The organism is Streptacidiphilus sp. EB103A, assembly GCF_041261405.1.
Taxonomy (GTDB): Bacteria; Actinomycetota; Actinomycetes; order Streptomycetales; family Streptomycetaceae; genus Streptacidiphilus.
This window is the reverse complement of record NZ_JBGCAQ010000001.1, coordinates 375,075-399,456: the sequence shown is the minus strand read 5'-3', so window position 1 is coordinate 399,456 and position 24,382 is coordinate 375,075. Positions and strand designations below refer to the sequence as shown.

At 72.4% G+C, this 24,382-nt stretch carries 25 protein-coding genes; 7 read left to right on the top strand and 18 right to left on the bottom strand.

The genetic code is table 11. The features are described from left to right. Positions 1-40: 40 nt before the first annotated feature. Positions 41-955: a carbohydrate kinase gene (locus ABH941_RS01775; RefSeq protein WP_370126715.1), complete on the top strand. Its 915-nt coding sequence runs from the start codon at positions 41-43 to the stop codon at positions 953-955. Between the two features lie 15 nt (positions 956-970). On the opposite strand, the gene ABH941_RS01770 is transcribed toward ABH941_RS01775, so the two are convergent. The 3 genes from ABH941_RS01770 to ABH941_RS01760 all read right to left on the bottom strand — a co-directional run bounded on the left by ABH941_RS01770 (position 971) and on the right by ABH941_RS01760 (position 3,009). Next, entirely contained in the window at positions 971-1,234 is a 264-nt protein-coding gene (locus ABH941_RS01770) for a hypothetical protein (RefSeq protein WP_370126714.1), read from the bottom strand. A gap of 39 nt (positions 1,235-1,273) precedes the next feature. Next, a complete protein-coding gene (locus tag ABH941_RS01765) occupies positions 1,274-2,245 on the bottom strand; it encodes an acyl-CoA desaturase (RefSeq protein WP_370126713.1) in 972 nt (323 codons plus the stop codon). 122 nt (positions 2,246-2,367) lie between these two features. After that, positions 2,368-3,009, bottom strand: a complete 642-nt coding sequence (locus ABH941_RS01760; RefSeq protein ID WP_370126712.1) for a TetR/AcrR family transcriptional regulator — start codon at positions 3,007-3,009, stop codon at positions 2,368-2,370. Positions 3,010-3,108: 99 nt separating this feature from the next. Here ABH941_RS01760 and ABH941_RS01755 point away from each other — a divergent pair, with 99 nt between their 5' ends. After that, entirely contained in the window at positions 3,109-3,876 is a 768-nt protein-coding gene (locus ABH941_RS01755) for an SDR family NAD(P)-dependent oxidoreductase (protein WP_370126711.1), read from the top strand. Between the two features lie 33 nt (positions 3,877-3,909). Here the strand turns inward: ABH941_RS01755 and ABH941_RS01750 are convergent, their stop codons facing one another. After that, positions 3,910-4,140, bottom strand: coding sequence for a DUF2277 domain-containing protein (locus ABH941_RS01750; protein ID WP_370126710.1), 231 nt, complete (start codon positions 4,138-4,140; stop codon positions 3,910-3,912). A 70-nt stretch (positions 4,141-4,210) separates the two neighbouring features. Between ABH941_RS01750 and ABH941_RS01745 the strand changes: the two genes are divergently transcribed. The 3 genes from ABH941_RS01745 to ABH941_RS01735 all read left to right on the top strand — a co-directional run bounded on the left by ABH941_RS01745 (position 4,211) and on the right by ABH941_RS01735 (position 6,586). After that, complete coding sequence (locus ABH941_RS01745) at positions 4,211-4,975, top strand: dienelactone hydrolase family protein (RefSeq protein WP_370126709.1); 765 nt, start codon at positions 4,211-4,213, stop codon at positions 4,973-4,975. A gap of 54 nt (positions 4,976-5,029) precedes the next feature. Then, the gene (locus ABH941_RS01740; RefSeq protein ID WP_370126708.1) at positions 5,030-5,797 is read left to right on the top strand and encodes an SDR family oxidoreductase; all 768 of its coding nucleotides are present in this window, start codon (positions 5,030-5,032) and stop codon (positions 5,795-5,797) included. 99 nt (positions 5,798-5,896) lie between these two features. Beyond that, positions 5,897-6,586: a lysophospholipid acyltransferase family protein gene (locus tag ABH941_RS01735; protein ID WP_370126707.1), complete on the top strand. Its 690-nt coding sequence runs from the start codon at positions 5,897-5,899 to the stop codon at positions 6,584-6,586. Here the strand turns inward: ABH941_RS01735 and ABH941_RS01730 are convergent. From ABH941_RS01730 to ABH941_RS01710, 5 genes are all read right to left on the bottom strand, one after another. Further along, the gene (locus ABH941_RS01730) at positions 6,546-7,349 is read right to left on the bottom strand and encodes a class I SAM-dependent methyltransferase (RefSeq protein WP_370126706.1); all 804 of its coding nucleotides are present in this window, start codon (positions 7,347-7,349) and stop codon (positions 6,546-6,548) included. The genes ABH941_RS01735 and ABH941_RS01730 overlap by 41 nt on opposite strands. Positions 7,350-7,446: 97 nt before the next feature. Continuing rightward, positions 7,447-8,106 (bottom strand): response regulator transcription factor, encoded by a 660-nt coding sequence (locus tag ABH941_RS01725; RefSeq protein WP_133998277.1) that lies wholly within the window; start codon positions 8,104-8,106, stop codon positions 7,447-7,449. After that, entirely contained in the window at positions 8,103-9,446 is a 1,344-nt protein-coding gene (locus ABH941_RS01720; RefSeq protein ID WP_370126705.1) for a sensor histidine kinase, read from the bottom strand. Before ABH941_RS01720 ends, ABH941_RS01725 begins: the two co-directional genes overlap by 4 nt. A gap of 49 nt (positions 9,447-9,495) precedes the next feature. Further along, the gene (locus ABH941_RS01715) at positions 9,496-10,332 is read right to left on the bottom strand and encodes an ABC transporter permease (RefSeq protein WP_370126704.1); all 837 of its coding nucleotides are present in this window, start codon (positions 10,330-10,332) and stop codon (positions 9,496-9,498) included. Beyond that, entirely contained in the window at positions 10,329-11,303 is a 975-nt protein-coding gene (locus ABH941_RS01710) for an ABC transporter ATP-binding protein (protein WP_133998283.1), read from the bottom strand. The genes ABH941_RS01715 and ABH941_RS01710 overlap by 4 nt, the downstream gene beginning before the upstream one ends. Positions 11,304-11,768: 465 nt before the next feature. Between ABH941_RS01710 and ABH941_RS01705 the strand changes: the two genes are divergently transcribed. Beyond that, complete coding sequence (locus tag ABH941_RS01705) at positions 11,769-13,535, top strand: enoyl-CoA hydratase-related protein (protein ID WP_370126703.1); 1,767 nt, start codon at positions 11,769-11,771, stop codon at positions 13,533-13,535. A gap of 526 nt (positions 13,536-14,061) precedes the next feature. Here the strand turns inward: ABH941_RS01705 and ABH941_RS01700 are convergent. The 7 genes from ABH941_RS01700 to ABH941_RS01670 are packed head-to-tail and all read right to left on the bottom strand — an operon-like array spanning position 14,062 to position 20,627. Further along, a complete protein-coding gene (locus ABH941_RS01700; protein ID WP_370126702.1) occupies positions 14,062-15,276 on the bottom strand; it encodes a 4-hydroxybenzoate 3-monooxygenase in 1,215 nt (404 codons plus the stop codon). Beyond that, positions 15,273-16,409 carry a 3-oxoadipate enol-lactonase gene (gene pcaD / locus ABH941_RS01695; protein WP_370126701.1) on the bottom strand — a complete coding sequence of 379 codons (1,137 nt, stop codon included), beginning with the start codon at positions 16,407-16,409 and terminating at the stop codon, positions 15,273-15,275. Before pcaD ends, ABH941_RS01700 begins: the two co-directional genes overlap by 4 nt. Continuing rightward, positions 16,406-17,860 carry a 3-carboxy-cis,cis-muconate cycloisomerase gene (gene pcaB, locus ABH941_RS01690; protein WP_370127064.1) on the bottom strand — a complete coding sequence of 485 codons (1,455 nt, stop codon included), beginning with the start codon at positions 17,858-17,860 and terminating at the stop codon, positions 16,406-16,408. Before pcaB ends, pcaD begins: the two co-directional genes overlap by 4 nt. A 4-nt stretch (positions 17,861-17,864) precedes the next feature. Next, positions 17,865-18,434: a protocatechuate 3,4-dioxygenase subunit alpha gene (pcaG, locus tag ABH941_RS01685; protein ID WP_370126700.1), complete on the bottom strand. Its 570-nt coding sequence runs from the start codon at positions 18,432-18,434 to the stop codon at positions 17,865-17,867. Continuing rightward, positions 18,434-19,198 carry a protocatechuate 3,4-dioxygenase subunit beta gene (gene pcaH, locus ABH941_RS01680; RefSeq protein ID WP_370126699.1) on the bottom strand — a complete coding sequence of 255 codons (765 nt, stop codon included), beginning with the start codon at positions 19,196-19,198 and terminating at the stop codon, positions 18,434-18,436. Before pcaH ends, pcaG begins: the two co-directional genes overlap by 1 nt. Beyond that, positions 19,195-19,839, bottom strand: coding sequence for a CoA transferase subunit B (locus tag ABH941_RS01675; RefSeq protein ID WP_370126698.1), 645 nt, complete (start codon positions 19,837-19,839; stop codon positions 19,195-19,197). The genes pcaH and ABH941_RS01675 overlap by 4 nt, the downstream gene beginning before the upstream one ends. Continuing rightward, positions 19,836-20,627, bottom strand: coding sequence for a CoA transferase subunit A (locus tag ABH941_RS01670; protein WP_370126697.1), 792 nt, complete (start codon positions 20,625-20,627; stop codon positions 19,836-19,838). Before ABH941_RS01670 ends, ABH941_RS01675 begins: the two co-directional genes overlap by 4 nt. A 122-nt stretch (positions 20,628-20,749) precedes the next feature. On the opposite strand from ABH941_RS01670, the gene ABH941_RS01665 reads away from it, so the two are divergent. Beyond that, entirely contained in the window at positions 20,750-22,360 is a 1,611-nt protein-coding gene (locus tag ABH941_RS01665; RefSeq protein WP_370126696.1) for an IclR family transcriptional regulator C-terminal domain-containing protein, read from the top strand. A gap of 15 nt (positions 22,361-22,375) precedes the next feature. On the opposite strand, the gene ABH941_RS01660 is transcribed toward ABH941_RS01665, so the two are convergent. Then, a complete protein-coding gene (locus ABH941_RS01660; RefSeq protein ID WP_370126695.1) occupies positions 22,376-22,855 on the bottom strand; it encodes a MaoC family dehydratase in 480 nt (159 codons plus the stop codon). A 39-nt stretch (positions 22,856-22,894) separates the two neighbouring features. Then, a complete protein-coding gene (locus ABH941_RS01655) occupies positions 22,895-24,373 on the bottom strand; it encodes a long-chain fatty acid--CoA ligase (protein WP_370126694.1) in 1,479 nt (492 codons plus the stop codon). Between the last annotated feature and the right edge of the window lie 9 nt (positions 24,374-24,382).

Here is a 24,382-nt window from a genome sequence, read left to right as displayed (position 1 = left end):
TCCCTGCTCCCGCGCTCCCCCGGCTGTGGAGAATGGCCCGATGACCGACTTCCTGGTGATCGGCGAGAGCGTTGCCGACATCGTCCGAGCGCCCGGGCAGGCCGATGTGCCGCACCCCGGCGGCAGCCCCGCCAATGTCGCCTACGGCCTGGCCAGGCTCGGCCTCGACGCCGCGCTGCTGACGCAGCTCGGGGCGGACCCGATGGGCGAGCTGATCTCCGCCCATCTGCGCTCGGCCGGGGTGCGACTGCTCTCGGACGGCCAGGAGGGCGTGCGGACGCCGACCGCGCTGGTCACCCTGGACGTCGGCGGCCACGCCGACTACACCTTCGACATCGAGTGGACGCTGCGCCCCACGCAGGTGCCTTTCGTCCCCCGCCATGTCCACCTGGGCTCCATCGCCTCCGTCACGGCCCCGGGGGCGGAGCCCGCCGCCGCCCTGGTCGAGTCGCTGCGCGGGCAGGCCACGGTCAGCTACGACCCCAATGTGCGGCCGGCGTTGATGGGCGAGCACCCGGAAGCGGTGCGGCGGGTGGAGCGCTGCGTGGCGCTGAGCGATCTGGTGAAGGCCAGCGACGAGGACCTGGCCTGGCTGTATCCGGGCGTCGCGGCACCCGAGGTCGCCGCCCGCTGGCTTGCGCTCGGACCCGCGTTGGTGCTGGTCACCAGGGGTGGCGACGGCGCTTCGGCCTTCACCCGCAGCGAGCGGATCACCGCTCCCGCCGTCCCCACCGCCGTCGTGGACACCGTCGGCGCCGGGGACTCCTTCATGTCCGCGACTCTCGCCGCCCTCGCCGCCCTGGACCTCCTCGGCGCTCCGGCCCGTCCGGGTCTCGCCGCCCTGGACGCCGCCGCGGTGGACGGCATCCTGACCCACGCCGGCCGGGCGGCCGCCGTCACCGTCTCCCGCGCGGGCGCCAATCCCCCGAACAGGCAGGAGCTCCTGAGCACCTGAGGATCCGTCATCCGGTCAGTGGACCAGCAGGCCGCTCCCGTCCTCGACGAAGCGGACGGACCAGCCGAAGCCGCTGAGGGTGGCCGAGGCCACCTTCCTGACCTCGATCACCTTGCAGCCGTCATGGGCGTACTTGCCCGCGAACCGCTCCAGGCGGCGGGCGTCGTCGAGTTCCTCCATGGACAGTGGCGCGCCGAGCACCAGATCCTCGTGGACGGTCGTTCCCAGCGCGGTGTCATCGGCGCAGGTACTGCATTGGTGTGCTTCGGGGACAGCCATGATGACCAGTGTGCTCCTCTCCGTGGTCGTGTGGTCGGTTCAGGGGGACTGGGCGATGCGGCGTCGGTCGATCCGGTCGGGCAGCGGCCACCGCACCTCGGTGGCCCAACCGGCCATTTCCAGCAGCCGAATGACCCCGGCCGAGGGGTCGATCTGCCACCGGTCGACCCCGTGCCGGGCACAGGTTGGCTCGGCGTGGTGCAGGTTGTGCCAGCTCTCACCGAAGGACAGCAACGCGAGCGGCCACAGATTGGTGGCACGGTCGTGGCGGCGGGTGCGGAACGGCCGCACGCCGATCATGTGGCAGAGCGAGTTGACGCTCCAGGTCACATGCTGCAGCACCGCGACCCGGACCAGCCCGCCCCACACAAGCGCGGTCAGCGCGTCGTGCAGGGTCCCGCCGATCGCCCAGCCGAGACCGAACGGCAGCGCGAGCGACACCAGGCACAGGGCGGGGAAGGACGCGGACACCACCCGCATGTCGCGGTCGGCGAGGAGATCGGGGGCGTAGGCCTCGGCCGGGGTGAGGTCGGCGGTGAACAGCCAGCCCACATGGGCATGGGCCAGACCGTGCAACTGGCCGCCGAGACCGGTGCCGAAGCGGAACGGCGAGTGCGGGTCCCCCGGGCGGTCGGTGAAGGCGTGGTGGCGGCGGTGGGTCGCCACCCAGCCGATGACGTCCCCCTGGAAGCTCATCGACCCGGCCACCGCCAGCATGATCCGCAGCGGCCGGGTCGGGGTGAAGCTGCCATGGGTGAGGCAGCGATGGAATCCGACGGTGACCCCGAGACCCGTCACGGCGTAGAGGGCGACCGCGATCAGCACGTCCGCCGTCCCCAGCAGGTGGCCCCACACCACCACCGCCGCCAGCACCACCGCCACGAAGGGAAACGCCACGATCACCGCCGTGGCCACGATCTGCCACCCCTGTGGCCGCGCCTCGCCCTCGGACTCCTCACGGGGGAACGGCTCGATGCCGTCGTACACGTTCTGCTGCTCGGTGATGGTCACCGGGTACTCCTCGGCCGACTTCCAACTCTTCGTCGTGGCGCGGCCGGGGTCCGGGGACTCGCAGTACCCAGCGTAGCCCCCAGAACGCTCCGAGAGCGTCGGGCTTCGCCGGATCCTCGCCGTCAGCCGGGAAGGCCCGCTGCCGCCACCCGCATCGCCCGCTCAGTCACTTCGACGAGTGCCGCCGGACCGGCGTCGGTACCGTTCCAGGCCCAGTCCTCCACCGCGACCCGCAGCGCGGAGTTGATCATCGCGGCCTGCACCCGGGGCTCAAGATCCTGCGGGGTACGGCCGGTGCGCTCGGCAACCGCCTCGGCGAACACGGCCTCGGCCTGCTGGTGCACCTGCAGCCAGACGGCACGCAGCCCGTCCTCCTCGCGGGTGAGCCGCACCAGGCCGCGCAGGGCGGTCACCGCCTCCGGGGTGGCCGTGATCGTGACCGTGGCGGCGCTGTCGGCTTCGGCTTCGGCTTCGTCCCAGCCCACGTGCACCGGCGTCCCGGGGCGCCACTCCCGCAGCCGCTGGGCCATCAGCTCGATCCCGGACACCAGCAGGGGTTCGACGAACTGCTCCTTGCTGGGGAAGTAGCGCCACAGCGTGCGCTGGGAGATGCCGACCGCCTGGGCGATCTCCTCGGCCGAGGTGGCGGCGACGCCCTTCGCCTCGAACAGACGCACGGCCTCCTGGGCGATCTCCAGCCGGGTGGCGGCCTTGCGCCGCTCGGTCAGCGGCGGCCGGCCCATCCGTGACTGCTGCGGTTCCATCCCGACAGGCTAGCGGTTTTCGTCACGCACTGACTTTATGGCACTTCTTGCCACAAAGTTGTAGCGTCGGGGACAGCACACCAGCAAGGGAGCCTTCTCATGAGCAGCACCACCGGCCTCACCGGCAAGAGCATCGTCGTCACCGGCGCGGGTTCGGGCATCGGCCGCGCCACCGCCCTGAAGTTCGCCGACGAGGGTGCCAAGGTCCTGGTCGCGGACATCAACGCCGAGGGCGCCAAGGCCGTCGTCACCGAGATCGAGGCCGCCGGCGGCACCGCCCGCGCGGTGGTCGGCGACCTGAGCGAGCAGAGCGTGGTGGACGAGGTCGTCGCCACCGCAGTGGCGGCCTTCGGCGGCCTGGACGTCCTGGTCAACAACGCGGGAATCATGGACCGCATGTCGGCCGCCGGGGACACCGGCGACGCCGAGTGGGAGCGGGTGATCCGGATCAACCTGACCGCGCCGTTCCTGCTCACCCGCGCCGCCCTCCCGCACATGCTCGCCGCGGGCAAGGGCGCCATCGTCAACACCGCCTCGGAGGCGTCGCTGCGCGGCAGCGCGGCCGGCGCCGCCTACACCGCCTCCAAGCACGCGATCGCCGGGCTCACCAAGTCCGTCGCCGTGATGTACCGGGACAAGGGCATCCGCGCCAACGCCATCGCCCCCGGCGGGACCATCACCAACATCCGGGTCGACATCGAGGCGGGCGCCCAGGGCCCCGCCGTCCTCGGCTCCTACATGGGGAACATCGGCCGCCCCGCGGACGCCTCCGAACAGGCCGCCGCAATCCTCTTCCTCGCCTCCGACGCGGCCAGCAACATCAGCGGCGTCATCCTCCCCGTCGACAACGGCTGGTCGGCGGTCTGACCCCAAGGGTCCCGGGCCTCCTGCGCCAACCCCTCAGCCCGGGACCCCCGCCTTGGGCGCGCCCTTGACCACCAGCTCGTCCAGCAGCGTCCGGGTCGCCTCGGCCACCGCCTCGACGGCCGCGTCGAACGCCTCCTTGTTGTGCGCGGCCGGCGCCCGGAACCCCGACACCTTCCGCACGTACTGCAGGGCCGCGGCCCTGATGTCCTCGTCCTCCACCTCGGGCATGACCGGCGGGCGGAGCGTCTTGATGCTTCTGCACATACCTCCAGTGTGCGCGCCTCCCGCCGGTGACAGTGGCTGCCAGCGCAGGTAGGCGGCTACGTTTTACGGCATGACCTCTGGCTCCGCGCGACCGCTTCCGATCCGCACCGAACGCGTCACCGTCCCGGTGGGTGCCGACGACGCCGCACCGATGGGGGGCTACCTTGCCCGGCCGGACTCTCCCGGGGTGTTCCCCGCCGTACTGGTCGCCATGGAACTGTTCGGCGTGGACTCCCATGTGCGCGACGTCTGCGACCATCTGGCCGGGCTCGGCTTCGTCGCTCTCGCACCGGACTTCCACCACCGCACCGATCCCGGCGTCGAGTTGCCCCGTGAACCGGCGGGCCGGGAGCGGGGGTTCGAGCTGCTGCATCTGCTGACCCGGGACCAGGTGCTGGCCGACGTCGGCGCGTCCATCGCGTACGTGCGCGCCCTGGGCAGCCCACGGGTAGGCATGGTCGGCCTCAGCATGGGCGGACACATCGCCTACCTGGCCGCCACCGAGTTCGACCTCGACGCCGTCGCGGTCTTCTACGGCGGCTGGCTCACCGGCACCGAGATCCCGCTCAGCCGTCCCGAGCCGACCCTCGCCCGCACCGACCGGATCACCGCACGGCTGCTCTACCTGATCGGCGCGGACGACCATGTGATCTCCCCGGCCGAGCAGCAGCAGATCGCCTCCGCGCTCAAGGAGGCAGGTGTCCGCCACGAGTTCGTGGTCTACCCCGACCGGGGCCACGGCTTCCTGGGGACGGCCCCGGACACCGCCGCCGACGCCTGGTCCCGGGTCGACGCCCTACTCAAGGGCGACGAGGAAGGTGCTGCCGTCAACTGATGGAGAGAGCCTTGGGGCTTCCCTTCTCGTGGGAGGCGACCCACGCTGTTCCCCATGCGAGTGGACGGGCGGGCGGCGATCGTCACCGGCGGTTCCCGGGGCATCGGATTCGCCGTCGCCCAGGGGCTGTTGGCGTCCGGGGCAGATGTGCTGCTGACCGCGCGGGACGGCACCGGGGTCGAGGACGCCGTAAAGCGGCTGCGGGATGCTGGAGTTGGTGGGCAGTACGGTCGGGTCGAGGGCCGGGTCGGCTCGGCGGGCGACCCCGCCGCCACCGTCGACTGGGTCCGCAGCTGTATGGAGCTGTTCGGCTCCGTCGACTTCGTCGTGAACAACGCCGGAGCCAACCAGCCGCTGGTCCCGGCCGTTGACGGGGATCCGGTGGTCTGGCTGGACACCTTCGCCGTCAATGTGCACGGCCCGCTCGCCCTGGTGCGGGCGGCCTGGCAGGCGTGGATGCGGGAGCACGGCGGCGCGGTGGTCAACGTGGTCACCGAGGGCGTCCACGGCGCCGGCCCCGGGCTGGCCGCGTACGAGACCAGCAAGGCGGCGCTGCTGCAGCTGACCCGCCACCTCGCTGCCGAACTCGCGCCCGGCGTACGGGTCAACTCGGTCTCCCCCGGCCTGGTCCGCACCGAACTGGCCCGGCACTACTGGGAGTCGGCCGAGCGGCAGCTGGCCGCCGCCACCCCGATGCGGCGCCTGGGCGAGCCGGAGGACATCGCCGAAGCCGTGGTCTGGCTGCTCTCCCCCGCCGCCTCCTGGGTCACCGGCACCGACCTTCTCGTCGACGGCGGCCGCCGGGTCGCGCCCCGGCGCTGAGCTTCGGCGCCAGCCTAGCCGGGCGCTCTCTCCGAGTGGGCGACTACCCAGGTAGGCGTACTCAGGACCGGTGCCGCACCGACCGCCACAATGAGGCCCATGCTCAGCGACTTCGCCCGCCGCGTCCTGCCTCTGCTCGGACATCTGGAGGTCACCGGCGACGACCCGTCAGGTCCCATGCCCGGCAGTATCGTCGCGGCCAATCACAGCTCGCTGATCGATCCCGGCGTGGTGCTGGCCGCGCTGGCCCGGCGCGGGGTGCGGAACCCGGTGGTGCTGGCGGCCGCCGGGCTGTGGCGGATCCCGGGGCTGGGCTCGCGGTTGCGCGCCGAGGGTCACATCCCGGTGCACCGCGGCGACCGGCGGGCCGCAGAAGCCCTGGACCTGGCGGCCGAGGCGCTGGCGGACGGGCGGGTGGTGGTCATCTACCCCGAGGGACGGCTGCCGCGCCGGCGTGACTCGGGTGACCGGGACCCGGAGGCCTTTCGCACCGGCCTGGCCCGGCTGGCGCTGGCGACCGGGGCACCCGTGGTCCCGCTCGGGCAGACCGGCGCCCGCAGGATCACCTCGGGCAGCCGCGGCAAGCAGCTCGCCGGGCTGGTCACCTCGCCGCTGCGGCGCCCGGATCTGCACGTCCACTTCGGCGCGCCGGTCCGGCTCACCGGGACTCCGGCGGAGGCGACCGCCCAGGCGTACGCCGCCGTGACGCGGGTTCGCCGGGCCGCGGCGTGGTCCGACGAGCCTGTGCTCAGCGGGGACCTGACGGAGCGTGCGCCAGCACCGCGGTGACCTCGACATCCTCGATCAGCGGCTTTCCGGACGGCAGCGACCAGCGGATCCGCTGAGCCAACTCGGTGCGCTGCGGCTCTGGAGGCAGCGACTCGGCCGAGAAGGTGGAGAACAGTGCGCCGACGAGTTGATCCACCGTCAACTCGTCGGTACGGCGCACGGTGATCTCCCGTACGTCGCGATATCCGGCCGTCTCCAGGGCCCGGGCGTAGCGGGCCCGGTCCTGCGGCGAGCCGCCGCCGGTCGGGCCGGGCCGACTGCCGAAGTACGCCTCCAGGCAGTCTCGCAGGGCATGCGACCAGTCGGAGTCGTGCATCCACAGCGGCGTCCCGTTGGCGACCACCGCGACCCCTCCCCCGGGACGGAGCAGCGGCAACAGCCGGGGGAACAGCAGCTCGTGGCGCATCCAGTGCAGCGCCTGCCCCACCAGCACCGACGCCAGCGAGCCGACGCCGATCTGAGCCCCGATCTCCGACACGTCCGCGTCGGACCCCAGCACCCACACCGTGTTCCCGGCCCCGGCCTGCGCGGCCGTCTCCCCGGCATGGCGCAGCATGTCCGGCTCGGGGTCCATCCCGATCACGGCACGCACTCTGGCCGCCGCCGGAACGGCCAACTGGCCGGTACCGCAGCCCAGATCCAGAACCACATCGTCCTTGGTCCACCCGAACTCCGCCTGCAGCGCGTCGAAGAGTTCGGAGGGATATCCGCGCCGGTACTTGGCGTAGTACTCGGCCACCTCACCGCTGAATCCCGTACCCATGGCCCAACTCTGCCCGATCACCGGCGATCACACGCCGGAACGGTCGGCTTTCGGCCGTTGGACCCGGATCCCGGACCCGCCGCCTACAGAACAGCCGTCAGGCCGAGGAGACCAGGTTGTTCTCGTAGGCGAAGACCACGGCCTGGACCCGGTCGCGCAGGCCCAGCTTCATCAGCAGCCGGCTGACATGGGTCTTCACCGTGTTCTCGGCCAGGTTCAGGGCCGCGGCGATCTCGGCGTTGGAGAGCCCGCGCGCCACCTGGACCAGGACGCTCTGCTCGCGCGGGGTGAGCGACTGCAGCGCGGTCGCCGCCTCGCCGCCCTCGACCGGCAGCCGGGAGGCGAAGGTGTCCAGCAGCCGACGGGTGATCCTGGGCGCGACCACGGCCTCGCCGGCGGCGACCACCCGGATCGCCTCCAGCAGTTCCTCCGGGCGGGCGTTCTTCAGCAGGAAGCCGGACGCGCCCGCGCGCAGTCCGGCGAAGGCGTACTCGTCCAGGTCGAAGGTGGTGAGGATGAGCACCCTGGTGCCGGGGCACTCGTTGACGATCCGCCGGGTGGCCTCGATCCCGTCCATCCCGGGCATCCGCACGTCCATCAGCACGACCTCGGGCTTGTCCCGCAGGGCGAGCCGGACGGCCTCGGCGCCGTCGGCGGCCTCCCCGGCGACGGCCAGGTCCGGCTGGGACTCCAGGACGAGGGAGAAGGCGACGCGCAGCAGCGGCTGGTCGTCGACGAGCAGCACCCGGATGGTCACGCGGGCTCCAGTTCGGCGGTGTCGTGGTGGCGAGCGGGTTCCGGGGCCGGGGCGGGTTCGAGGTCGGCGGTGGACTCGGCAAGGGGCTCCGGCTGCGGAACGAAATCCGGCGCGGGCTCGGCCAGGTCGAAGGTGGCGCTGACGCGCCAGCCCCGGCCGCCGGGCCTGGGCCCCGCCGTCAGCCCACCGCCGAACGCGGCCACACGTTCGCGCATACCGATCAGGCCGTGGCCCTCGCCGTCGGACGCGGTGGCGGCCTTGTGCCCGTCGTCGCTGACCTCCACCGTCATCGCGGTGCCCTCGACCTGGACCGTCACCCGGGCCTCCGAGACTCCGGCGGCATGCTTGAGGGTGTTGGTCAGGGACTCCTGCACCAATCGGTACACCGTCAGCTGGGCGCCTGGCGAGACCACCTCGGTCGTCCCGGACACCGAGAGCTCGGTCGGCAGCCCCGCCGCGCGGACCTGGCGTACCAGCGCCTCCAGCTGTCCGATCCCGGGCTGCGGGTGCCGCAGGGCCTCCGGCTCGTCCGCGCGCAGCACGCCCAGGAAGCGGCGCATGTCGGTCAGCGCCTGGCGGCCGGTCTCTGCGGACTGGCGCATCGCCGCGGTGGCCCGCTCGGGGGCGTGCGGGTTGGCGTAGACGGCGCCGTCAGCGAGGGCGACCATGACCGAGAGGTTGTGGGTGACGATGTCGTGCATCTCACGTGCGATCCGCGAGCGCTCCTCGGCCACCGCGAGCGCCGCCTGCTGGTCCCGCTGCCGCTCCAGGTCGAGGGCGCGCTGCTCCAGGCTGGCCAGCCGGCCGCGACGGGCCCTGACGTTGAAACCCAGCACCAGGGCGGCGGTGACCGTGCCGGAGAACAGCAGGAACACCTTGATGGTGTCGACAATCACACCGGTGGGGCTGAGCGCCACCCCCTCCGCGTGGGCGTGGCTCAGGTCCGGCCAGCTCAGCGCGGCGAGCAGGGCGCCGAGCTCGCAGACCGCGAAGGCGAGCCAGGTCTGGGCCCGGCGGCAGTGCACCGCCACGGTGTGCAGTGCCAGCAGTACGGCAAAGTCGCTGGGCATGCCGCCGCGGACGGTGAGCCACTGGACGAAGGCCACCCCCGCGATCACGCAGAACACCGGGAACGGCGCGGTACGGCGCAGGGCGAGCGGCAGGACCAGGCCCACGTTCAGCAGCAGCAGACCCGGTCCGTTGGTCGCCAGGGCGTGGCCCAGCGAGGTGAGCATCAGCAGCAGGGCGACGACGGTGTCGACCGCCGTCGCATAGCGGCCCCGGCCCGCACTCGTGGCGAGCCCCCGCAGCGAGGTGAGGTCGAAACGCTTCCCGGTCATGCGCACCAGTCTCACACTCTTCTCTGCGGGGGCCGTCACACAGCAGCGGTCAGGCGTCCTTGCGGCGCAGTACCGCGGCGCCGCCGACCAGGGCCGCGACCACGTAGATGCACAGCACACCGAAGCCCACCCAGGGGCTCAGCGCGTTCGGATCGCCGTGCAGGGTGAACAGTGCCCCGCCGGCCGCTCCCGGCAGGTACGGCGAGATGTTCGACTGCCAGCTGCTCGGCAGCGCCTCGACCAGCAGCGGCAGCACCAGCAGCATGCCGAACAGGGAGGCGATCCCGGCGGCGGTGTTGCGCAGCAGCGCGCCCAGGCCCACCGCGATCAGACCGATCGCGGTGAGGTAGAGGCCCAGCCCGAAGACCGCGCGGGGCACACCGGGGTCGCTGAAGGAGGCGCCGATGTGCTTGCTGCTGAAGATGGCCTGTCCGATGAAGAACGCGGCCAGCGCGGACAGCGTGCCGACGACCCAGGTGGCGACGCCGAACACGATCGCCTTGGCCCACAGCACCGGCAGCCGCTTCGGCACTGCGGAGACGGTGGCGCGGATCATGCCGGTCGAGTACTCGCCGGTGAACATGAGCACGCCGAGCACGCCGATGGCCATCTGCGCCAGGTAGTAGCCGCGCAGGCTGTGGTCGGTCGGGTTGAAGGACGCGCGTTCGTCCGCGTGCAGCTGGCTGAAGTGGTCCAGCATGGCCCAGCAGAGCAGGGCTCCGAAGCCCACGGTCAGCACGATGCCCGCAGCCAGGGTCCAGTAGGTGGACCGCAGCGAGCGGAACTTGATCCACTCGGACTTCAGCACCCGGCCCAGCGTGACCTTGGTCTCGGCCTCGGGGGGCAGCGTGGTGGCGATGGGGGATGCTTCCAGGACGGCGCTCATGCTGCGGTCTCCTTGACACGCTCGTCGGCGGTCCGCGATGCGGCGCCGGTTCGGGCAGTGCCCGTCTGATACTCGACGGCGTCCTTGGTGAGTTCCATGAACGCCTCCTCCAGCGAGGCCTGATGCGGCGTCAATTCGAAGAGCACCAGCTGGTTCTGGGCCGCGAGACGGCCGATCTGCTCGCTGTCGGCGCCGCTGACGTCCAGGACGTCCGCACTGTCCGCGTCGGAGGTCACCGCCACGCCGGGCAGGTCGCGCAGCAGTTCGCCCAGACGCACCGAGTCGGGCGTGCGGACCCGGACGGCCTGGCCGACCGAGGCGCGTGAGGTGAACTCGGCGACCGAGGTGTCGGCGATGAGCCTGCCCCGGCCGACCACGATCAGATGCTCGGCGGTCAGCGCCATCTCGCTCATCAGGTGCGAGGAGACCAGCACCGTGCGGCCTTCGGCGGCCAGCGACTTCATCAGGTTGCGGATCCAGAGGATGCCCTCCGGGTCCAGGCCGTTCACCGGCTCGTCCAGGATCACCGTGGCCGGGTCGCCGAGCAGCGCCGAGGCGATGCCGAGGCGCTGGCCCATGCCGAGCGAGAAGGCGCCGGCCCGCTTGCGGGCGACCTCGTGCAGACCCACCAGGTCCACGACCTCGTCGACCCGGCGCATCGGCAGGCCGTGAGTGGCGGCCAGCGCGGCCAGGTGGTTCCAGGCGCTGCGCCCGGTGTGGACGGCGCGGGCCTCCAGCATCGCGCCGACCTCGCGCAGCGGCGCGGGGTGGTCGGCGTAGCGGCGGCCGTTCACGGTGGCGTGACCCGCGCTGGGCGCGTCCAGGCCGAGCAGCATCCGCATGGTGGTCGACTTGCCGGCGCCGTTGGGGCCGAGGAAGCCGGTGACGATGCCGGGGCGGACGGTGAAGCTCAGGTCCTCCACCGCGGTCTTGGGGCCGTAGCGTTTGGTCAGGCCGACAGCTTCGATCATGACGTGGGTTCCTCGACGGACTTCAGCGGGGCGTACGTGCGGACGTGCTCACGCTAGTTTCCGGAGCCACCCCGCCACGAGCCGCCAGGGATGTACCGAACGGGCGGCAGGGGTGGTTCGAGCGATGCACCCGCTCTCCTCCTCAAGGAGGAGGCCATGCAAGAGCTGTGCGGGGGCGTGCGGAGGCACGGACGGCGGTCGGCGCTCCGGGTGTGCTTCGGTCGGCGGCGGTCGCGGGGAGCCACCGGGGGTGTCCGGCGGCGCGGCGAGTGGGGGCAGGGGTGCCAATGGTCGGGCCTGTGGCGGCGCGAGGGACACGCTCCGTCATCACCCGCCACTGTCAAGGTGGATGACGCTGTGTGATGCATCAGATCCGAAGCGTAGCGATCCTTCGGCAGGGTAGGGACGGCGGCATATGCATGCCCCCCTTCCGCAACGCATCCCTCGGATCCGCCGGAGGCTCGTATGTCCCAACGACTGCACGACCGACGACTGCGCATCCTCGTCTTCGCCAGCGCGTTCAACAGTCTCACCCAGCGCATCACCCTGGAGCTCGCCGCGCTGGGCCACGACACCGCCGTCGCCCTCGCGGTGGACACCGGGGCAGAGCTGCGGGCAGCCGTCCGCAGACACGACCCGGAGCTGATCGTCTGCCCCATGCTGACCAGCGCCGTCCCGGAAGACGTCTGGTCCACCCGCACCTGCCTCATCGTCCACCCCGGACCGCCCGGTGACCGCGGCCCCTCCTCGCTGGACTGGGCCCTGGGCGCGGGGCTGCGGCAGTGGGGCGTCACCGTGCTGCAGGCCGTCGCCGAGATGGACGCCGGCGACATCTGGGCGGCCGAACCGTTCGACATCCCCGACCTGCCCGACGGCATCAGCAAGAGCGACGTGTACCGCAACGAGCTCTCCGACGCCGCCTCCCGCGCCGTGGAACGCGCCGTGCGGCGCTTCGCCTCCGGCGAGTTCCGCCCCAGGCCGGCGCCGCCCGGGGTCGCCCGTCCGTACTACCGGCAGGAGAACCGCCGCATCGACTGGGCCGGCGACACCACCGCGACCGTGTCGCGGGCGCTGCGCAACGCCGACTCCAGCCCCGGCGTCCTCGACGTGATCGGCGGACGCGGCTACTACCTGTTCGGCGGGCAGCCCGAGGAGGGACCGTTGCTACCCGGCCGCCGACGGCCCGGGGCCTTCCTGGCCACCCGGGGCGGGGCGGTCTGCCGGGCTACCGCCGACGGCGCGGTCTGGCTCACCTCGGCCCGGCCCCGCCGACTGCCCGGCGGGCCGCCGACCGCGAAGGCCCCCGCCGCCGACGCTCTCGCCGGTCACCTGCGGGGCGTGCCGGAGTTACCCGCCTCGCACGTCCAACTCCCGTCCGGACTCCCGTCCGGCTCCCGGCAGACCTGGAGCACCGTGCGCTACGAGGAGCAGGGCCCGGTCGGCCTGCTGCGCTTCTCCTTCCCCGGCGGCGCGATGAGCACCGGCGACTGCCGCCGACTGCTGGCCGGCTACCGGCATGCCCTGGACCGGCCCACCCGGGTGCTGCTGCTCGGCGCCTCCCGCGACGTCTTCTCGCACGGCATCCACCTGGGCGCGATCGAGGCCGCCGCAGACCCGGCCCGCGAGTCCTGGGCCAACATCAACGCCATGGACGACCTGGTCGAGGCGATCCTCAACACCCACGACCGGATCACCGTCGCCGCGCTCGGCGGCAACGCCGCAGCCGGCGGGCTGATGCTGGCACTCGCCGCCGACGAGGTCTGGGTGCGCGACGGCGCGGTGCTCAACCCGCACTACCGGCTGATGGGCCTGTACGGATCGGAGTACTGGACCAGCACCCTGCCGCGCCGAGTCGGACCCGACGCCGCCGAACGGCTCACCGGCGAGGCCCTCCCCCTGGTCGCGGCGCAGGCGCTGCGACTGGGGCTGATCGACCGGGTGGTGAGCTGCACCCCGCAGCGCTTCACCGACGAGGCGACCGCCCTCGGCCAGGAACTGGCCGCCGCCCAGGACTGGCCCCGCCGCCTCGCCGCCAAGCGCCGCGCCCGCGAACACGCCGACGCCCAGCGCCCGCTGGCCTGGTACCGCTCCGAGGAGTTGGCCCACATGTACCGCAACTTCTACGCCCCGGACGAGCCCTACCACGAACTACGCCGCGCCTTCCTCCACAAGACCCCGCCACCCACGACCCCGGAACGCCTGCACCGGGTACGCCCGGCCGTCGCCGCCTGATCGCGGTGCCGGGGGGGGCGGCAGCTCTGCGTGGCTTACATGGCGCCACCGTTGCCGCCCTCCGCCGCCCGTGGCTTGTTGCTGTTGCTCGCTTCGCTCGCGGCGACAAGGCCGGGGAGGGGTGCGGGCGGAGCGCCGTTGCCGGGCGGCGGGGCGGTTGGTGGTGCCTGCGGAAACGATTCGTCAGGTAGGTGTCCTATGCATTTGGGGTCACTCGACCTACTTTGGGGTCACTCGTCCGACAAATCCTGCCGTGTATGTCCGTTATGTCGTCGAGTCGGTGACCCCAAAGTAGGTCGAGTGACCCCAAAACGGACCACACTGACCGCCGCGCGCCCCCTCGCCAGCCCGCACGCCCCCGCACGGGCCTACGGCGCCCAGCAGGGTCGCCCCTCCCGTAGTTAGCCCGCGAGCGCAGCGAGCAACAGCAACAAGCCACGGACGGGGGCGGGCGGCAACGGTGGCGCCATGTAAGCCACCTACGGCTGCCGCCAACCAGCGACGACGGCCTCGGGTCCACAGTCCGTCAGTTCAAGGGCAGGCCGGCGTAGTTGGCGGCGAGTTCGGCTGCTGCGTGGGGGGAGGTGGCTATGCGGTCGAGTTGGGAGAGTTGGAGGCGGGTGTCGAAGGGGGACTGGGAGGGGTCGGTGTGGAGGGTGGTGGTCATGAAGTAGGAGAAGTGCTCGGCGCGCCAGACGCGGTTGAGGCAGGTGGCGGAGTAGGCGTCCAGGAGCTGGGTGGAGCCGGTGCGGTGGAGGGCGGTGAAGGCCTGGGCCAGGACGGTGACGTCGGCGGCGGCGAGGTTGAGGCCCTTGGCGCCGGTCGGGGGGACGATGTGGGCGGCGTCGCCGGCCAGGAAGAGGCGGCCGTGGCGCATCGGTTCGGTGACCGAACTGCGCATGGGGAGGACGGACTTGGCGGTGATCGGGCCCCGGGCGAGCTTCCAGTCGCTGTCGGCGAGGGCGAAGCGGGCGTCGAGTTCGTCCCAGATGCGGTCGTCGGACCAGTCGGCCGGGTCGGTGCCGTTGGGCACCTGGAGGTAGAGCCGACTGACGGTGGGCGACCGCATGCTCAGCAGGGCGAAGCCGCGCGGGGAGTGGGCGTAGACCAACTCGTCGCTGGACGGCGGCACATCGGCCAGGATGCCCAGCCAGGAGTAGGGGTAGGTGCGCTCGAACGTCTGCCTGGCCTCAACGGGTATCGCCTCGCGGACCACTCCGTGGAAGCCGTCGCAGCCGACCACGTAGTCGCAGGCCAGGGTGTGATCGACGCCCTGGTGGGTGTAGTGGATGGTGGGCGCCGATGAGTCCGCACCGGTGACGCCGGTGACCTGGGCCTCGAACAGCAGTGGTGCGCCGTCGACGAGTTGGAGCGCGACCAGGTCCTTGACGACCTCGGTCTGGGCGTAGACCCAGACCCGGCGGCCGCCGGTGAGGGCCGGGAAGTCGATCCGGTGCGCGCGGCCGTCGAAGCGCAGCTCGATGCCGTCGTGCGGCAGACCCTCGCGGTCCAGCCGCTCGGCGGCGCCGGATTCGCGCAGCACGTCCACCGTGCCCTGTTCGAGGATTCCGGCGCGCTGCCGCTGCTCGACATAGGCACGGTCGCGGCTCTCCAGGACGACGCAGTCGATGCCGGCGGCGTGCAGCAGGCGGGCGAGCAGCAGTCCGGCGGGGCCGGCTCCGACGATGCCGACGGTGGTGCGGGCAGGGGCCGCAGCAGGGGCGGAAGTGGGAGCGGTCATGCGTCGGCCTCTTCCTGGAGCACGGCATCGGCCACGGCGAAGGCGGAGTTCGCCGCAGGGACGCCGCAGTAGACGGCGGACTGGAGCAGGACTTCCTTGATCTCGTCCGGGGTCAGTCCGTTCCGCAGCGCCGCTCTGACGTGCATGGCGAGTTCGTTGTGGTGGCCGCCGGCGACCAGGGCGGTGAGGGTGATGCAGCTGCGGGTGCGGCGGTCGAGACCGGGCCTGGTCCAGATCTCGCCCCAGGCGTAGCGGGTGATGAAGTCCTGGAAGTCGGCGGTGAAGGCGGTGGTGCGGGCCACCGCCCGGTCCACGTGCTCGTCCCCGAGGACGGCACGGCGGACGGTCATGCCGGCGGTGTGACGGTCCCTCAGCAGGTGGGTGCGCAGCGCGTCGAGGACGGCGCGGGGCTGCTCGACCGGGGCCAGATGGGCGGCGCCGGGGAGCTCCAGCAGGGTCGATCCGGCGATGCCGTCGGCGAGTTCGCGGGCGTGGGGCGGGGGTGTGGCCCGGTCCTCGCGTCCGGCCAGGACCAGGGTGGGGGCGGTGATCCGGGCGAGCGAACCGCGCAGGTCGAAGGTGGCGAGGGCGTCGCAGCAGGCGGCGTAGGCGGCCGGGTCGGCGGTGCGCTGGTCCTGGATCAGCCGATCGGGCGCTTCGAATCCGTCGGTGAACCACCGGGCCGGGGCGGAGTCGGCCAGCTCCGCCATCGCCCGGTCGCGCTTGGCCCGGACGAAGGCCGCGCGTTCACGCCAGGGTTCGGTGCCGCCGAAGTCTGAGGAGGTGCAGATCAGGGCGAGGTCGGTGATCCGCTCGGGGTGCTCGACGGCGAGCCAGCTGCCGACCGCGCCGCCGAGGGAGACCCCGGCGTAGGCGAAGCGGTCCATGCCGAGGGCGTCGGCGAGGTCGAGGACCAGGCGGCCCAGGTCGGCCACGGTGGCACCGGCGGCGATCAGGTCGGCAGAGGAGCCGCCGTGGCCCGGTAGGTCCCAGCGGACCACGCGGAAGTCACGGGCCAGGGCGTCCGCCTGGGCGTCCCAGAGGGAGAGGCTGGTGCCGAGGGATGGGCCGAGCAGCAGTGCGGGCGCACCGGACGTGCCGTCCGAGCGGTGGTGCGGGAGCGGGGTGGTCATCTCGGGTCCTGAGTTGATGGTTCGTCAGAAGACTGGGTATGGATGGGAGTCCGGCGCAGGGCGCGGTCGGTGAGGGCGAGCGCCGAGCCCAGGTAGGCGGTGGGGTCGGTGAGGGCCCGGAGCCGGGCCGGCGGGAGGAGCTCCTTCGGCAGCTGCCCGCCGGGGAGCGGCACGTCGGACTCGTCCAGCAGTTCCCGCAGCGCCTCTTCCAGCGGGATGCCCAGCTCCGCCGCTCGGCCGGATGCCTCCACCAGGAGGGTGCGGGCCCGGGCCCGGCCGAGCAGGGGGGCGAGCACGGCGTTCAGCCGCTCGGAGACCAACAGGCCGTCGGTCAGGGCCAGATGGCTCCACATCCGATGGCTTTCGACCCTGAGTCCCGCCACCAGCTCGGCCGCGTCGCGGGCCGCGCCGCCGGTGAGCCGGAGCGCGTCCCGCAGCGGTTGCCACTCGGCGTGCCAGGCACCGGCGGGGCGCTCGTCCTCGGCCGCCATGGCGCCGAAGAGGACCGAGGCCAGGGCCGGAACCTGGCGGGCGGTGGCCGCGATCAGGGTGGCCCGGACCGGATTGCTCTTGTGCGGCATGGCCGAGGAGCCGCCGCCCGCGCCTTCGGCCAGCTCGCCGATCTCGGTCCGGGAGAGCACCAGCACGTCGGCGGCGAGCTTGCCCAGCGCGCCGGCGGTGAAGGCCAGGGCGGCGCCCAGGTCGGCGACCGGGGTGCGCAGCACATGCCAGGGCAACTGCGGTTCTGCCAGGCCCAGTTCGTCCGCGTAGGCGGCGACCAGCCGCAGACCGAGATCCCCGGCCTGCGGCCCCCGGTGCAGTTCCGACGCCTCCGACGCCTCCGACGCCTCGGCGTAGGCGTGGAAGGCCGCCAAGGTCCCTGCTGCTCCGCCGAGTTGGACCGGGAGCGAGGAACGTACCGCGGAGATTCTGGCGTGCGCGTCGAGCACCAGTGCCCGCCAGCCGGCGGCTTTCAGGCCGAAGGTCGTGGGTACGGCGTGCTGGGTGAGGGTGCGTCCCGGCATGGGGGTGGAGCGGTGCTCGGCGGCGAGAGCGGCCAGGGTGTCGGCGGTGCCGGCCAGGTCGTCGAGCAGCGGAGCGAGGGTACGCGCGGCGACCAGCATCATCGCGGTGTCCAGGATGTCCTGGCTGGTCGCGCCGCGGTGCACATAGGGTGCTGCGTCCTCCGGCACGGCTGCGGCGAGATCGGCCGCCAGCGGGATCACCGGGTTGCCACCCGCGCGGGCCCGCAGCGCGAGCGAGCGCGGGTCGAACCGCTCGGCGCGGGCGGCCTCCGTCACGGCGCGTGTGGCGGGGGCCGGGGCGAGGCCGATCGTGGCCTGGGCCCGGGTCAGTGCCGCTTCCGCGTCCAGCATGGCCTGGAGGAAGGCCCGGTCGCCGGTCGCGGACTCGGCGTCGCTGCCCGCGCTGACCGGAGACAGCAGGCCCATGTCCTCATTGTTCGGGGAACTCAAGGAAGACCGTCTCCTTCTCCCCCTGCAGGCGGATGTCGAACCGGTGCGTACCGTCCGGCTGCGGACGGGTGATCAGCGTCTCACGGCGTGCGGCGTCCAGCCCGTCCAGCAGGACGTCCCCCGGCCCAGGATCGGTCAGGTAGGCGCGGGTGAACAGATGGTGCGTCAGACCGCGGGCGAAGACACAGACCGCGAGGTAGGGGCGGTCCGCCGGCGGGGGCAGGGTGCGCACCGACCAGTGCCCGGCGGCGTCGGTGGCGGCCCGGCCGAAGCCGGTGAAGTCCACGCCGTTGCGGGGTCGGGTCCCGCCGTCGACGGGGTTGCGGGGCAGCGATCCCGGCGCGCCGTGGAGGCCGCCGTCCGGGGCGGCCTGCCAGGTCTCGACGATGGCATCGGGTATCGGCTGCCCGGCTCCGTCCAGCACCGTGCCGTGCACGGTGACGGCGTCGGGGTGGCCGAGCGGGGCGATGTCGCCACCCGCCGGGTGCGGCAGCGCGTAGCCGAAGAACGGGCCGATCGTCTGTGCCGGGGTGAGGAGGTATTCGATCATCAGTGCTCGTCCTCCGTCAGGGTGGCGGCCGGGCCGTCCAGGACGATGTCCCAGCGGTAGCCGAGCGACCACTCGGACCGCGACAGGTCGTGCTCGTAGGCGGCTACCAACCGCTCGCGGGCCGCGCTGTCGGTGACCGACTGCAGGATGGGGTCGTACGGGAAGAGCGGGTCGCCGGGGAAGTACATCTGGGTGACCAGCCGCTGGGTGAAGGCGGTGCCGAAGAGCGAGAAGTGGATGTGCGCGGGCCGCCAGGCGTTGTCGTGGTTGCGCCAGGGGTAGGGGCCCGGCTTGACGGTGGTGAAGGAGTAGCTGCCGTCGGCGGCGGTGAGGCAGCGTCCGGAGCCGGTGAAGTTGGGGTCCAGCGGGGCCGGGTGCTGGTCGCGCTGGTGCGCGTACCTGCCCGAGGCGTTGGCCTGCCAGATCTCCACGAGCTGGCCGGCGACGGGGCGTCCGGCCCGGTCCAGGACCCGGCCGGTGACGGTGATCCGCTCCCCCAGCGGCTCGCCCTGGTGCTGCCGGGTCAGGTCGGCGTCGAGTTCGGTGACGTCGGTGGCGCCGAACACCGGCCCACGCAGCTCCGCGGCCTCCGGGTCGAGCAGGCTGACCAGGGCCTGGTTGGGGTGCCGCAGGGTGCTGCTGCGGTAAGGCGGGTAGTCGCGCGCGGGGTGGTGCCGCAGCACGCCCTCGGCCTCGTAGGCCTTCCGGGCGGCGGCGATCTCGCGGTCGATGTCGTGCTGGGTCAGGATCTGGGTGGGGCTCATCGGACTCCCTCCGGGACGGTCACGGGGGCGGCGGTGCGGGCGCAGATCTCGGCGGCGGTGATCCCGGGGGCGGTCTCGACCAGGACGAAGCCCTCGGGGCCGGTGTCCAGCACGCCCAGGTCGGTGATCACCCGGTGCACGCAGGCGCGGCCGGTCAGCGGCAGGGTGCAGTCGGCGACGAGCTTGGGCGAGCCGTCCCTGGCGGTGTGCTCGGTCAGCACGACCACCCGGCGGGTGCCGTGGACCAGGTCCATCGCCCCGCCCATGCCCTTGACCATGCGTCCGGGCACGGCCCAGTTGGCGAGGTCGCCACGGGCGGAGACCTGCATGGCGCCCAGGACGGCGATGTCAATGTGACCGCCGCGGATCATGCCGAAGGAGAGCGCGGAGTCGAAGAAGGAGGCGCCGGGCCGGACAGTCACTGTCTCCTTGCCGGCGTTTATGAGGTCGGGGTCGACCTCATCCTCGTAGGGGTAGGGCCCGGTGCCGAGGATGCCGTTCTCGGACTGGAGCACCACGTCCACCCCGGGCGGCAGGAAGCCGGGGATGAGGGTGGGCAGCCCGATGCCGAGGTTGACATAGCTGCCGTCGGTCAGCTCGGCGGCGGCCCGGGCCGCCATCTCGTTCCTGGTCCAGCTCATCGCGCCGACACCTCCGCTTCCCCGGCCGCTGCCGTGGTCGTCCGGTTCTCCACGCCCTTGTCGGCGGCCTGCTCGGGGCTGAGCACCACCACCCGCTGGACGAACACCCCGGGCAGGTGGATCGCGTCCGGGTCCAGCTCGCCCGGTTCGACCAGCTCCTCGACCTCGGCGATGGCGATCCGGCCGGCCATCGCGGCCAGCGGGTTGAAGTTGCGCGCGGCCTTGTTGAAGACCAGGTTGCCGTGCCGGTCCCCCTTCGCGGCGCGGACCAGGGCGAAGTCGGTGGTGATGCCGTGCTCCAGCACGTACTCGCGGTCGTCCTCGCCCAGGCGGCGCACCTCCTTGGGCGGTGAGGCCAGGGCGATGCCGCCGTCCGGCCGGTAGCGCAGCGGCATACCGCCCTCGGCGACCTGGGTGCCGACGCCGGCCGGGGTGTAGAAGGCGGGGATGCCGCAGCCGCCGGCCCGCAGCCGCTCGGCCAGGGTGCCCTGCGGCACCAGCTCGACCTCGATCTCGCCGCCCAGGTACTGGCGCGCGAACTCCTTGTTGGCGCCGATGTAGGAGCAGGTGGCGCGGGCGATCCGGGCGTCGTCGAGCAGGGTGCCGAGGCCGCTGCCCTCCACTCCGCAGTTGTTGGACACCACCCGGAGGCCGCCCACCCCTCGCCGGCGCAGGGCCTGGATCAGGATCTGCGGGACTCCGCCGAGCCCGAAGCCCCCGACGGCGAGGGACGCGCCCTCGGGGATGTCACGCACCGCGTCATCGGCGCTCTGCTGGACCTTGTCCATCCTCGTCCTTCGACAGATCTGTCATCATTGACACCCGGAGTTCGCCTGGTGAACTATTGTTCGTAAATGCCGTACCCGCAGTCTGCGCAGACCCGGCGACCCTGTCAACACCCGAGGAATCCATGCCTCCGCTGCCCCCGCCCCCCGAAGCCGTCGGCCCGCTGATCCGCGGCATCGCGGTGCTGCGGGAGCTCACCGCCGCCCCGGGCGGCCGTCGCAGCCTGGGCGAGCTGTCCCGGACCACCGGGCTGGCCCGCTCCACCGTGGACCGGATCGTGGCGACCCTCGCCCGGATCGGCTACGTCCGCACCGAGGGCCGCACGGTCACCCTCGCCCCGCCGCTGATGGAGCTCGGCAACGCCTACCTGCTCGCAGTACGGCTGCCGGACCTGCTCGGCCCGCACGCGGACCGGCTGGCCGACGCACTGGACGAGTCGGTGTCCATCGCTGTGCCGGACCGCGACGGCATCCGCTTCGTGCACCAGGCGACCCGGCGCCGCTCGCTGTCGCTCAGCTTCCGGATCGGGGACCTGCTGCCGGCCGACCGCACCGCCCCGGGCCCACTCTTCGCCGCCGACGGGGGACGGCCCGCGTACGAGCCGCACGACTGGCCCGTCCTACCACCGCGTCCGGCCGCCGCCGACCCGCGCTCGTTCCAGCAGCGGACGGAGCAGGCCGGGCGCGACGGCTGGTCCGTGGACGACCAGCTGATCGAGCCGGGGCTGGTCGCCCTGGCGGCCCCGGTACGGGATGTGAGCGGACGTCAGGTATGTGCGGTGAGCGTGGTGAGCCACACCAGCAGGCACAGCGCCGAGGACCTGCGGGCGGCCCTGCTGCCCGATCTACTGGCGGCGACCCGGGAGATGGAGCAGGAGCTGAGCCGCAGCGAACCCGCGGCACCCAAGTCCGAATGGGCCACGGCCGCCTGGACCACGGACGCCAAGCAGGAGGCGGGCGCGGATTTCGTCGAGTCGCTCGCCCGCGGCCTGTCCGTACTCACCGCTTTCGGCACCGGACGGCCTTCGCTCACCCTCAGCGCCGTCGCCCAGGCCACCGGCCTGCCCCGGGCCACCGCGCGCCGGGCTCTGATCACCCTGGCACACCTCGGCTACATCGCCCAGGAGGGACGGGAGTTCGGCATCACACCGCAGGTTCTCGATCTGGGCTTCGCCCCGCTCTCCCGACTGACCCTGCCTCAACTCGCCCAGCCCCACCTGCGCGACCTCTGCGCCCAGCTGCACGACTCCGCCTCGATGGCGGTGCTCGACGGCGCCGACATCCGCTACACCGCCCGCGCCGCCAGCGAACGCATCATGGCCGTGCGGATCACCGTGGGCACCCGGTTGCCCGCATACGCGACCGCGATGGGCCGGGTACTACTGGCCGGCCTGCCGGTAGAGCAGCGCGCCGACCTGCTGGCCGCCGAGGACCTCCGTCCGCTCACCCCGCACACCGTGACCGACCGCGCCGAACTGGCCGCCCAGCTGGACCGGGTGGCCGCAGAGGGCTACGCCCTGGTCAGCGATGAACTGGAAGAGGGCCTGCGCTCCATCGCCGTTCCGGTCCGCGACCGTGAGGGCCGTACCGTCGCGGCCGTCAACGCCGCGATGCACTCGCACCGGCACAGCCCGGAGCAGACCCGGGCCGACATCCTGCCGGCACTTCGCGAGACGGCCGCGCGGATCGAGGCGGACCTCCGGATCGCGGGCCGTTTCGCCTCCGTGCAGGGGTAGTTGCCGAACAATCTGTCAGGCGTAGAAACGGGACACGCTCTGCAGCACGGCGGCGGGCTTGGCGCCGCCCTCGATCTCGATCGTGCCGTCCACGGTGACCTGCACTCCCCCGGCGACGTCCTCGACCGAGGCCAGCCGGGCGGTGAGCCTGATCCTGGAGCCGACCGGGACCGGCGAGGGGAAGCGGACCTTGTTGAGGCCGTAGTTGACCTTGGTGGTCACCCCCTGCACGTCCAGCAGCTCGGTGAACAGCGGGACGAAGAGGGAGAGGGTCAGGTAACCGTGGGCGATGGGCGCGCCGAACGGGCCGGCGGCGGCCTTCTCGACGTCCACATGGATCCACTGGTGGTCGCCGGTGGCGTCGGCGAAGGTGTTGACGCGGTCCTGGGTGATCTCGATCCAGGAGCTGGTGCCGAGGTCGCTGCCGGACAGCTTCCTGAGCTCGTCCAGGCCGTCGACGGAGACGGTGCCGGTGCCGGCGTTGGTGTCGGTCATGGTGTGGCTCGCTTTCGGTGGATCCGCTGTGAGGGAGAGTCAGAGGCTTTTGCGGAGAACGGACTTGAGCAGCTTTCCGGAGGCGGTGCGGGGCAGACTGTCCACCACCGTCAGGGACTTCGGGATCTTGTACCGGGCCAGCCGTCCGGCCAGCGAGGACAGCACCTCGTCGGGGTCGAGCACCACGCCGGGTCGGGGCACCACGACCGCTCGGCCGACCTCGCCCCAGGTGGCGTCGGGGACGCCGACGACGGCGCACTCGGCGATCCCGGGGTGGCCCATCAGGGCGTCCTCGACCTCGGCGGGGTAGATGTTCTCCCCGCCCGAGATGATCATGTCCTTGATCCGGTCGACGATGGTGACATAGCCGTCCCCGTCCACCCGGGCGGCGTCCCCGCTGCGGAACCAGCCGTCGGCGAAGGCCTCCCGGGTCTCCTCGGGCAGTCCCCAGTAGCCGGCCATCACATGCGGGCCGCGCACCAGCACCTCGCCGGTCTCGCCCGGGGCCACCGGTTGCAGGCCGGGTCCGACGACCCGTACGTCGCTGAAGAAGTGCTGCACTCCGGCCGATCCCGCCTTGGCCAGGGCGTGTTCGGCGTCCAGGAAGAGGACCCCGGGCGACGCCTCGGTCATGCCGTAGCCCTGACAGAACGTCAGTCCGCGTTCCTGGTAGGCGGCTATCAGCGAGGTGGGGACCGGGGAGCCGCCGCAGGTGAGCAGGCGCAGCGAGGACAGGTCGGCGGCGGCCCAGTCCGGATGCCGGGCGACCTGCTCGAACATGGTCGGCACCCCGAACATGAAGCTGACCCGGTGCCGCTGCACCAGCTCCAGCGTGCCGGCCGGGTCGAAGGACTCGACCAGGACGCAGCTGCCGCCCTTGAGCAGCACCGGCAGGGTGAGCATGTTGAGCCCGGCGGTGTGGAACAGCGGCGCGGAGACCAGCGCAACCTCGTCCGCGAGCAGGTCGTGGTCTACCAGGACGTTGACGGCGTTCCAGGTGAGGTTGCCATGGGTGAGCATGGCGCCCTTGGGGCGCCCGGTGGTCCCCGAGGTGTACATGATGATGCAGAGGTCGTCCAGGCCGACGGGCTCGTCGATCAGCTGCTCCACGGCTGGCGCTTCAGCCATCAACTTCTCGTATTCGGGGCCCAGTTCGATGCGGACGGGGGTCGGCGCCGGCTCGGGCAGTCCGGGGGCGCGGACCAGCGCCTTCGCCCCGGAGTCCTGGAGCTGGTAGGCGAGTTCGGGCCCGGAGAGCCGGGTGTTGAGCGGGACGAAGACCGCGCCCAGCAGCCCGGCGGCGAAGAGGGTCTCCAGGTAGGAGGGGTGGTTGGGGCCCAGGTAGGCGACCCGGTCGCCGCGCTCGATCCCCGCCGCGCGCAGGACGTGGGCGAGGCGGTTGGTGCGGACGTGGAGTTCGGCGTAGCTGGTGCGGTCGTCCCCGTGGATCAGGGCGGTGTGCTGCGGGGTCTTCCGGGCCCGGCGGGCGGGCCAGGATCCCAGCCCTTCGTTGCGCATGGCATCCCT

What these genes read in the sequence shown, in the direction of transcription:
- ABH941_RS01755 (WP_370126711.1), top strand. Translation starts at nt 3,109, where the DNA reads ATGAGCAGCACCACCGGCCTCACCGGCAAGAGCATCGTCGTCACCGGC.
- ABH941_RS01700 (WP_370126702.1), bottom strand. Translation starts at nt 15,276, where the DNA reads ATGACCGCTCCCACTTCCGCCCCTGCTGCGGCCCCTGCCCGCACCACC.
- ABH941_RS01740 (WP_370126708.1), top strand. Translation starts at nt 5,030, where the DNA reads ATGCGAGTGGACGGGCGGGCGGCGATCGTCACCGGCGGTTCCCGGGGC.
- ABH941_RS01710 (WP_133998283.1), bottom strand. Translation starts at nt 11,303, where the DNA reads ATGATCGAAGCTGTCGGCCTGACCAAACGCTACGGCCCCAAGACCGCG.
- ABH941_RS01670 (WP_370126697.1), bottom strand. Translation starts at nt 20,627, where the DNA reads ATGGACAAGGTCCAGCAGAGCGCCGATGACGCGGTGCGTGACATCCCC.
- ABH941_RS01655 (WP_370126694.1), bottom strand. Translation starts at nt 24,373, where the DNA reads ATGCGCAACGAAGGGCTGGGATCCTGGCCCGCCCGCCGGGCCCGGAAG.
- ABH941_RS01715 (WP_370126704.1), bottom strand. Translation starts at nt 10,332, where the DNA reads ATGAGCGCCGTCCTGGAAGCATCCCCCATCGCCACCACGCTGCCCCCC.
- ABH941_RS01745 (WP_370126709.1), top strand. Translation starts at nt 4,211, where the DNA reads ATGACCTCTGGCTCCGCGCGACCGCTTCCGATCCGCACCGAACGCGTC.
- ABH941_RS01660 (WP_370126695.1), bottom strand. Translation starts at nt 22,855, where the DNA reads ATGACCGACACCAACGCCGGCACCGGCACCGTCTCCGTCGACGGCCTG.
- ABH941_RS01730 (WP_370126706.1), bottom strand. Translation starts at nt 7,349, where the DNA reads ATGGGTACGGGATTCAGCGGTGAGGTGGCCGAGTACTACGCCAAGTAC.
- ABH941_RS01720 (WP_370126705.1), bottom strand. Translation starts at nt 9,446, where the DNA reads ATGACCGGGAAGCGTTTCGACCTCACCTCGCTGCGGGGGCTCGCCACG.
- ABH941_RS01760 (WP_370126712.1), bottom strand. Translation starts at nt 3,009, where the DNA reads ATGGAACCGCAGCAGTCACGGATGGGCCGGCCGCCGCTGACCGAGCGG.
- pcaH (WP_370126699.1), bottom strand. Translation starts at nt 19,198, where the DNA reads ATGAGCCCCACCCAGATCCTGACCCAGCACGACATCGACCGCGAGATC.
- pcaD (WP_370126701.1), bottom strand. Translation starts at nt 16,409, where the DNA reads ATGACCACCCCGCTCCCGCACCACCGCTCGGACGGCACGTCCGGTGCG.
- ABH941_RS01770 (WP_370126714.1), bottom strand. Translation starts at nt 1,234, where the DNA reads ATGGCTGTCCCCGAAGCACACCAATGCAGTACCTGCGCCGATGACACC.
- ABH941_RS01705 (WP_370126703.1), top strand. Translation starts at nt 11,769, where the DNA reads ATGTCCCAACGACTGCACGACCGACGACTGCGCATCCTCGTCTTCGCC.
- ABH941_RS01750 (WP_370126710.1), bottom strand. Translation starts at nt 4,140, where the DNA reads ATGTGCAGAAGCATCAAGACGCTCCGCCCGCCGGTCATGCCCGAGGTG.
- ABH941_RS01665 (WP_370126696.1), top strand. Translation starts at nt 20,750, where the DNA reads ATGCCTCCGCTGCCCCCGCCCCCCGAAGCCGTCGGCCCGCTGATCCGC.
- pcaB (WP_370127064.1), bottom strand. Translation starts at nt 17,860, where the DNA reads ATGGGCCTGCTGTCTCCGGTCAGCGCGGGCAGCGACGCCGAGTCCGCG.
- ABH941_RS01675 (WP_370126698.1), bottom strand. Translation starts at nt 19,839, where the DNA reads ATGAGCTGGACCAGGAACGAGATGGCGGCCCGGGCCGCCGCCGAGCTG.
- pcaG (WP_370126700.1), bottom strand. Translation starts at nt 18,434, where the DNA reads ATGATCGAATACCTCCTCACCCCGGCACAGACGATCGGCCCGTTCTTC.
- ABH941_RS01735 (WP_370126707.1), top strand. Translation starts at nt 5,897, where the DNA reads ATGCTCAGCGACTTCGCCCGCCGCGTCCTGCCTCTGCTCGGACATCTG.
- ABH941_RS01775 (WP_370126715.1), top strand. Translation starts at nt 41, where the DNA reads ATGACCGACTTCCTGGTGATCGGCGAGAGCGTTGCCGACATCGTCCGA.